Below are 8,621 nucleotides of genomic sequence, written 5' to 3' on the forward strand. Positions count from 1 at the left end.
CGCCCCGAGAGCACCAAGACTCGCCCCCACCAGCAGCGCATTCCCCTCAAGCTGCCTGCTACCGCCGCCGGGCTGAAGCAGATCGAGCGAGAGGCCAAGGTGATTGCTGCCCAGCTAATTGAGCGGCGGTTTAGCTGGGCTGATTACCTGCCTCAGGCCGAAGAGCTACCGCCCGAAAGCGTACCCCTAGCCGAGTGGGTGGCCCAGTTTGAGGCTGATGTGCTGGCCCGTGCTGGCCCCGGTGCCGCCGCCCTGGCCTCGCGCAAAACCACCTGGGAGAAAGCCTATGCCCCCTACCTCAAGAAGCTCCTGGCCCAGACCGAACAGCAGCCCCGGCAGTCTTTGGAGGCGGCTATTGTCGCTACGCTCAAAGCTCTACCGACCCACTCGCGCAGCCGCCAGGTGGCCTGCACGGCTCTGAAGGCCTTTGCCGACTTTCAAGGGGTGGCGCTGTCTGAGGAGATTGACAAGCTGGGCGGTCAGTACGGCAGCGGTAAGGCCCAGCGACGGCTGTTGCCCTCCGACGAGGTCATTGTTGAGTGGTGCGATCGCATCCCTAACCCGGCTTGGCGCTACGTGTATGGGGTCATGGCCACCTACGGCTTGCGCAACCACGAGGTGTTTTTCTGCGACTATCAGGGACTGCATCGGGGCGACCCCGAGGGCCGCATTACCGTGCTCGAAACCACCAAAACGGGCCTTCACGATGTGTGGCCCTTTTACCCCGAATGGGTCGATCGATTTAGTCTGCGCCAGGGCCATCTGCCGCCCATCAATACCGACCTGACGACGACGACGCTACAGCGGGTTGGCCAGCAGGTGGCGATTCAGTTTAAGCGCTACGGAGTGCCTTTCTCACCCTACGACCTGCGCCACGCCTGGGCGGTGCGTACCATTCACTTTGGTTTACCCGATACGGTGGCGGCTCACATGATGGGCCACTCGGTTGCCATTCACAACCGCACCTACCACCGCTGGATTACTCACCGTGATCAGCGCCAGGCGGTGCAGACCGCCCTACAGCAGCACCCCTGGCAGGCTCCCATATAGCATCTCAGCAGCACATGTAAGCCACTTTGGGTAGAGAAGATTGAAACTTAACGATATGCTAAGAACCATCACGAAATAGTTTGTGCCTATAGATTTAGCTCAAGGATGCTGATGTTTTAGCTCTGGCAGAGTGGTACCCGCAGTCCCAAGCTGACGATGCCATCTATGCCGTAGGGATGTGCCTCACCATGAAAATTTTACTTGTTGAGGATGACCTATCCACCCGAGACCTGCTGGTGTTTCACCTGACAGCGGCCCGCTACACCGTTGAGCAAACTGCCGATGGCATTACTGCCCAGGAGTTAGCGGTGCTGTGGAACTACGACCTGATTTTGCTCGATGTCAATATTCCCCGCCTAGATGGCCTTAGCCTGTGCCGCCAGCTGCGGAGTCAGGGGTTATCGACCCCTATTTTGATGCTCACAGCCCAGTCTGGGGATGAAGACGTCATTACCGGGCTGGACGCTGGTGCGGATGACTACGTGACCAAGCCCTTTGAGGTATCGCAGGTGCTGGCTCGCATTCGCGCTCTGCTGCGACGGGGGGCACGGGCAACGATGATTCCATCGCTAGTGTGGGGTCAGCTGTGCCTTGACCCTACCCTGGCTCAGGTGACCTACGGTGACCAGGTGGTGCCTCTAACGCCCAAAGAGTACAGCCTGCTGGAGTTGTTTTTGCGTCATCCCCAGCGGGTATTTAGCCGTAGCACCATTCTCGACCACCTATGGACCATCGATGATTCACCCACTGAGGGGGCGGTGACCAATCTAGTGAAGGATTTGCGCAACCGCCTCAGGCGCAGTGGTGTGGTTGAAAACGTGATTCAGACGGTGTACGGCTTGGGCTATCGTCTTCGTGATTTGCCCTCGAATAATTTGGCCGAAACGGCAGTCCGCGTAGAAACAGCGCTGCGATCGCTTGACGCAGGTGGCTCTCATGGAGCGCGTGGGATTAACGGAGCCGTTCAACAGTCGGTCTCTGGTCCAGGGGCAGAGCGGATCTCGATAGTCCCAGAGGGCGCAGGGAAGACTGCATCTCTGGAGGCGATCGCGGCTCGGTTTCAGGCCTCGCTACAGGCGCGGCTGGCGCTGGTAGAAGCGGCGGTACGATCGCTCCAGGCCGGAGACTTACCTCCCCAACAGCGCGTCATTGCCCAGGACGAGGCTCACCGTCTGGCTGGAGGGCTGGGTACCTTTGGCTATGAAGAAGGGTCGACCCATGCCCGCCAGATTGAGCAGCTATTGGGCGATAGCGCTCTACAAACGCACCAAATTGACCAGATTTCGCGATCGCTGCTGGCCCTGAAACAAACCCTCGCCCTGACCCCTAAGCCCCCTGAACGATTACCGGAGCGATCGCCCGATGTAGTGGCAAATAGCCCAGCGAATACTGCCCCAGTGGTTCGCCATTGGGGGGTAGCGCTGTCGGTGGAGCCGGAGTTGCTCAATCGTCTTCAGACCGACGCTGTCGATCGGGGCTGGCACCTCGATCGAGCCACTAGTCTGACTGAACTCATGCAGGTATTGGCCCAGGGTAGGGCCGAGGCGGTGGTGATGACCCTTGATCAGGAGGCAGCCCTAGCCGACAAACTGGCCCCGCTGCGGGAGGTGAAGCATCGCTACCCTCGGCTGCCCGTGATGGTATTAACGTGCCACGAAAGCTTGGAGGAGCGTGTGCAGGTGGCCCGACTGCAGGGCGATCGCTACCTGGTGGCCCCAGCCACCCCTCGCCAGGTATTCGACAGCCTCGATCAACTCTTGCCCGACGCTCAGGCTCCCGAATCGCAGGTTATGGTGGTCGACAACGACCCGGTGACCTGCGCAGCCATTACCGAACTACTCACCCCCTGGGGGTTACAGGTTACCGAGCTAGGCGACCCCAGTCAGTTTTGGGAGGTACTGCGGCAAACCCAGCCCGACCTACTGCTGCTGGCCTTAGAAATGCCGACCTTTAGCGGCATCGACCTGTGCCAGGTGGTGCGCCAAGACTCGCGGTTTGGCAACCTGCCGATTTTGATGGTGGCGGCCCATCCCGATACGGTTACCGTGCGCCAGGTGTTTGAAGTGGGAGGCGACGATTTGATTGGCAAGCCGATTGTGGGGCCAGAGCTAGTAACGCGGGTGCTGAGCCGGATTGAGCGATCGCGGCTGCGCCAGCAAATCGAGCAAATGCGCCACCGCCAGGCTCTTTACTGGGATCAGCAAAACACCACCGATCTCCTGACGCAGGTCGCCAATGGCCCCCATTTTGATGCCTTTTTGCAGCAGCAGTGGGAGCGCCATTGCCAAGACCAGGCTCCTATCTCGCTTATTTTGTGTAGCCCAGACCACCTGAGACCCTACTACCAGATCTACGGCCAGCAGGCCGGGGATGCTGCTCTGCGGCGCATTGCCCGTACCCTACACCGCACCATTAATCCCAATATTGATCTGGTGGCCCGCTGCGGCGATGAAGAATTTGCGGTGGTGCTGCCCAATACCAATCTAGATGGAGCCCTCCGGGTCGTTTCGCGTATGCAGCAGGCGGTTAGCGATCTCAAAATTCCTTGCCCTGCTGCCACCGCCGAGCATATTACTCTCAGCCTGGGCATTGGCGGTACCACGCCCACCAAGACCCTGTCGAGTGATCACCTGCTCAAAACTGCTGACCAAGCCCTGCAAGACGCCAAGGTAAGGGGCGGCAACACCTTCTGCCTGTACCCGATGTGCTGATTTGAACTGGGCCTGGTCCGACATGAAGTTTTCCCTGCGAAATCTGCTGATTGTTCCCTTTTTGCTCCAGATTATCGGTATTACTGGAGTAGTGGGCTACCTGTCGTATCGCAGCGGTCAGCGGGCGGTGCAGGCTATGGTTAGCCAGCTGATGGCCGAAACCAGCCAGCGAGTCGAAGAAAGCTTGTCGGACTACATCAAAACGCCCCAACTCATCACGATAGTGAATGCCCATTTGGTGCAGCAGGGGCAGTTTAGCAGCACCGACCTGGCTGCTCTGGAGGGGCATTTTATCCAACAGCTCAAGCTACTTCCTGAGCTTGAGGGTCTGGCTATGGCCAACCAGGCGGGCGCTTTTTTAAATGTCGCTCGTTTAGACAATGGGGACTTGATACTGCGCCGCCGCAACATCACCGTCAATGACGGAGCCCTCTACCGCTACCGCATCGATCGCGAAGGGCAGAATCTAGCTGTTCTGGATCCGCCTAGGTTTGACTACGACCCCCAACGCGATCCCCCTGGCGATCCTTGGTACAGCGCTGCTCAGCAGTCGCCAGCTGGGCTATGGCGCTTGGTGGTATCTCTCAGTCAGGGGGTTGACCGGCCGCAGCTGATCATGGTGCGGTTTATGCCAATTCATAGTGAGGCGGGGCAGCTAGAGGGAGTGATTAGCACTGGTGTGTCGCTGGCAGAACTCGGTAATTTTATGCAAAGCACCATGTCTGGGCGGCGGGGACAGCTGTTTTTGATGGAGCCCAATGGCGATTTGGTCGCTACCTCTGCGGAAGATTTGCCCTTTGACCTCCAGGCAAAGGGCGATCATGCCCAAAATGTCGCGGTGCAACCTCGCCGCCTATCAGTGAGTCAGAGCACCAATAGTCTGACCCGCGCCGTCGCCCAAACCCTACTAGATCAGCACCAGGCCCTAAGCCGTATTCAGAGCCCCGCTTTTTCGGAGCTGCGGCTGGATGGTCATCGATATTTTGTCAAAGCAACTCCCCTGGGGGGAGAGCTGAACTGGATTTTGGTGACCGTCATCCCCAACTCTGAGTTTATGGTTAACATCTATGCCAACGTCGCCCGCACAGCGTTGCTGTGTGCCCTGGCGCTTATGGGGGCGATTGGGCTTGGGCTATGGACAGCGGAGTATATTACCCAACCGATCTTGTCGCTTCAGCAGGCTACTCAGGCCTTTAACAGCGGCATGGCTGTGGTACCCCCTACCCAGCCCAGCCGCATTCGAGAGGTAGAGGCACTGCGCCAGGGGTTTGACCATATGGTGGGGCAGCTGGTAGGGTCGTTTCAAAATCTCAAAGACAGGGAAAATACGCTGGCTACTTTTCTAAACGGCGTACCTGTGGCCATTAGTGTCCATGACCAGACGGGGCAAATGCTGTTTCTCAACGCCAAGGGCAAGGAGCTGCTGACCAATGGTATTGCTCTGGCCAGTGCTGAACAACTGGCAGAAACCTATCGGCTTTACCGGGCCGGTAGCCATGATCTGTACCCGACTGCCGAGTTGCCAGTGGTGCGAGGGCTGCGTGGCGAAACGGCCTACACCGATGATATTGAAGTCGATACCGGCGAGCGGCGGATGCCGTTAGAGGTGCACACTATCCCCGTGTTCAATGGCCAGGGGCAGGTCGTCTACTCTATCAATACCTTTCAAGACATTACCGAACGACAGCAGGCGGAGCAGCTGCGGGCCAACTACCAGCGTGAGCTAGAGCATCAGGTAGCTGAGCAAACCGCCTCTCTGTACGCTAGCGAAATTACTAAGCAGGCGCTGATTAATGCAATTCCTGATCTGCTGATGCGGCTGGGCCGTGACGGTCTGCCACGGGAAATCTACAACCTGGAGGCGGTGCACTGGATTGGCGACAAAACCAGTCTCTACAAGGCCACCATGTACGACAATCTGCCGGAACCACTGGCCCAAGAACGACAGCGGTGTGTAGAGCAGGCTTTAGCTACGGATACCATTCAGCGACAGGAGTACGAATTTATCGATCAGGGCCAGGTCTTTTGCGAAGAAGCGCGGATTATTCCAGTGACGCCGGATGAGGTTTTGGTGGTGGTGCGCGACATTAGCGATCGCCACAAGGTCGACCAACTCAAGGATGAATTCATCTCAATTGTCAGCCACGAGCTGCGCACCCCTTTGACGGCTATTCGGGGTGCCCTCGGCATTTTAGAGTCGGGAGTGTTGCACAACCGGCCCCAAAAGGCTCAGCAAATGCTGCACATGGCCCTCAACAACACCGAACGGCTTATTCGGTTGGTCAACGATATTCTCGACCTGGAGCGGCTTACCTCGGGCCGCATAGACCTTGGGCTAGAGCCCTGTCAGATTAAAGATTTGATTGCGCTGGCGGTGAATGGGGTAGAGGCGATCGCCGTAGAGGCTGGTGTAGCCCTGCATACCGTACCCTTTAGCGCTACGGTGATGGCTGCCCCGGATGCCATTGTGCAGACGCTCACTAACCTGCTGGGCAATGCGATTAAATTTTCTGAGCCGGGCAGTGAAATCTGGCTGATGACGGAGGTTGTTGCCTGTCCAGTCTCTGAGGATAAAAGCGCATTGCCTGAATCTTTGCGCCAACCCTTGCCGCCTCAGACCTTTCTCCAGGTGGCCGTTCGAGACCAGGGCCGAGGTATTCCACCCGATCGTCTGGAGCTTATTTTTGAGCGCTTTCAGCAGGTGGATGTATCGGACTCACGCCAGCGAAGCGGCACCGGGCTAGGGTTAGCGATTTGTAAGCAGATTGTGGAGCAGCACGGTGGGGCGATCTGGGCAGAGAGCCAGCTAGGCCAAGGAAGTACCTTTTACTTCACGCTGCCCCTAAAGACGTTATGAGCAAGCGTATTTTAGTGATTGATGACGAGCTGGATATTCGGGAGGTTGTTTGCCTATCGCTGGAAGAGTTCGGCGGCTGGCAAACCGACAGTGCGGGCTCGGGCCTGGCTGGCGTGCAAAAGGCGATCGCCGCCCCCTGGGATGCCATTTTGCTAGATATATCGATGCCCGATATGGATGGCTTTGCTGTGTATAGCGAGCTTCAGGCTAAACCCAAGACCCAGGCCATACCGGTGATTTTGCTAACGGCCAAGGTGCTGCCCAGCGATCGCGAACGATTTGCGACCCTAGGTGTAGCCGGGGTGATTGCTAAACCCTTTAACCCAGTCACGGTATGGAAACAGGTGGCGCAGCTTCTAGGCTGGACCATTGACCCTACAGCTAAGGATGGCATCTTGTAAAGGCGAACGACTATTTGCCCTTGACCGAGTCTGGACAAGCAACTAGGACGGGCAAACAATCGTCGCCTTTATGCCGGGGTAATCATGAGAACCAGGGCCTTTTTGTCGAGAGCCTGGACTTTACCGGCGTCGCCGATATCTTTCACGATTCTCTCAAGCAGCTCTCCGGCGCGATCGCGGTGCTGGTGCTCACGCCCACGCAGGCGCACCAAAAACTTAACCGAGTCTCCCTTCGAGAGCCACTCGACCGATCGCCGAATGCGGAGTTGGTAGTCAGACTCACCCACGTTGGGGCGCAGCTTGACTTCTTTCAAAGACGGCTTAGAGCTTTGCTTCTGCCGCTTACTCTGCTGGTACTGAAGCTTGCCGTAGTCCAAAATTTTGGCCACAGGCGCATCTTTGCCGTTAGAAACCACCACCAGGTCAAGTCCTGCATCCTCGGCCAGCGTAAGCGCTTCGCGAGTATCGATGAGACCCCGATTTTGGTTCTCCTGATCGATCAGGAACACCTGAGGTGAGCGAATTTGCCGGTTTACCAGTTGCGTCTTAGAAATAAGTCTTTCCTCCTCTCAAAATTCGACAGTTGGCCTGGAAGATGGCAGGAACATAGATGTCTGCCGGGCTGCTCGACCAAGCAGCCGTACCCCTAGAAGGGTATTATCCATCAAGATATCTCCATCAGGATATCCATAGAATAGCCTAGCTTTTAGGCTAGAGCTGTGTCTAAATATCCGGTCTTAACAAAACGGTAAATGCCTTATCAAGCCTGGGTTTGATCCCGCCGCTCCGGACATCTAACTAAGGATATAAAGCAAAAAAATAGAGGAGGCTCCATGGCCCTATATTTCGCCACCGTGGCCCGTGGGCTAGAGGCCTTAGCCGCCACCGAACTGAAAAATTTAGGGGCTCAGCAGGTCGAGCCAGGATTTTGCGGGGTGGCTTTTACGGGCGATCGCGCCCTGCTGTACCGGGTTAATCTGTGGTCGCGGTTGGCCTTTCGGGTCTTGGTCAAGCTGGCTGAGTTCCCTTGCTACGACGCTGATGACCTTTACCGAGGCATTCAAGCCATTGACTGGCGACCCTACCTGCCGCCTGAAACCACCTTCGCCGTCGATGCCACCGGCAAAAACCGCAGCCTTAACCACACCCATTTCAACGCCCTACAGGTCAAAAATGCGGTAGTAGATCAGCAGCGCCAGCACTGGGGCGAGCGATCGACCATCGATACCCAGCACCCCGAGGTGCGGCTGAATGTGCACCTGCAAGCCGACATCTGCACCGTTAGCCTCGATAGCTCGGGCAGCAGCCTGCATCGCCGTGGCTATCGCCCTGCCGTAGGGGCTGCACCGCTCAAAGAATCGCTAGCGGCCGCCTTGGTGACGCTGACCGACTGGCCTGGCGATGTGCCCCTGCTTGACCCCCTCTGTGGGTCGGGTACGCTGCCTCTAGAGGCCAGCCTGATAGCGTTAAACGTTGCTCCAGGTCTGTTTCGAGAAGAATTTGGTTTTCACACCTGGCCCGATTTTGACGGCGATCTGTGGGATGAGCTTTACCAGGAGGCGGAAGCGAGCCGCAAGCTAGAGCTAGGGACCTGGGTGGGAG

The 8,621-nt window shown here is 57.4% G+C and carries 6 protein-coding genes; 5 read left to right on the top strand and 1 reads right to left on the bottom strand.

Annotated features, from left to right (window positions below):
- The 4 genes from IQ273_RS26410 to IQ273_RS26425 form a co-directional block, all read left to right on the top strand.
- Positions 1-1,050, top strand: a 1,050-nt coding sequence (locus IQ273_RS26410; protein WP_194026122.1) for a site-specific integrase, incomplete at its 5' end; no start/stop codon positions are given.
- Between the two features lie 188 nt (positions 1,051-1,238).
- Positions 1,239-3,761, top strand: a complete 2,523-nt coding sequence (locus IQ273_RS26415; RefSeq protein WP_194026123.1) for a response regulator — start codon at positions 1,239-1,241, stop codon at positions 3,759-3,761.
- A 22-nt stretch (positions 3,762-3,783) separates the two neighbouring features.
- Positions 3,784-6,618, top strand: coding sequence for an ATP-binding protein (locus IQ273_RS26420; protein WP_194026124.1), 2,835 nt, complete (start codon positions 3,784-3,786; stop codon positions 6,616-6,618).
- Positions 6,615-7,019, top strand: a complete 405-nt coding sequence (locus tag IQ273_RS26425) for a response regulator (protein ID WP_194026125.1) — start codon at positions 6,615-6,617, stop codon at positions 7,017-7,019. Before IQ273_RS26420 ends, IQ273_RS26425 begins: the two co-directional genes overlap by 4 nt.
- A gap of 68 nt (positions 7,020-7,087) precedes the next feature.
- Here IQ273_RS26425 and infC read toward each other — a convergent pair whose 3' ends face one another.
- On the bottom strand, positions 7,088-7,573 hold the full coding sequence (gene infC, locus IQ273_RS26430; protein ID WP_194026127.1) for a translation initiation factor IF-3: 486 nt from the start codon (positions 7,571-7,573) through the stop codon (positions 7,088-7,090).
- A 279-nt stretch (positions 7,574-7,852) separates the two neighbouring features.
- Here infC and IQ273_RS26435 point away from each other — a divergent pair.
- The coding region (locus IQ273_RS26435; RefSeq protein WP_194026126.1) for a class I SAM-dependent RNA methyltransferase at positions 7,853-8,621 on the top strand (769 nt) is incomplete at its 3' end.

The sequence above is a fragment of the Nodosilinea sp. LEGE 07298 genome (genome assembly GCF_015207265.1).
Classification (GTDB): Bacteria; Cyanobacteriota; Cyanobacteriia; order Phormidesmidales; family Phormidesmidaceae; genus Nodosilinea.

Coding starts and splice junctions, on each gene's coding strand:
- IQ273_RS26415 (WP_194026123.1), top strand. CDS start 1,239: ATGAAAATTTTACTTGTTGAGGATGACCTATCCACCCGAGACCTGCTG.
- IQ273_RS26420 (WP_194026124.1), top strand. CDS start 3,784: ATGAAGTTTTCCCTGCGAAATCTGCTGATTGTTCCCTTTTTGCTCCAG.
- IQ273_RS26425 (WP_194026125.1), top strand. CDS start 6,615: ATGAGCAAGCGTATTTTAGTGATTGATGACGAGCTGGATATTCGGGAG.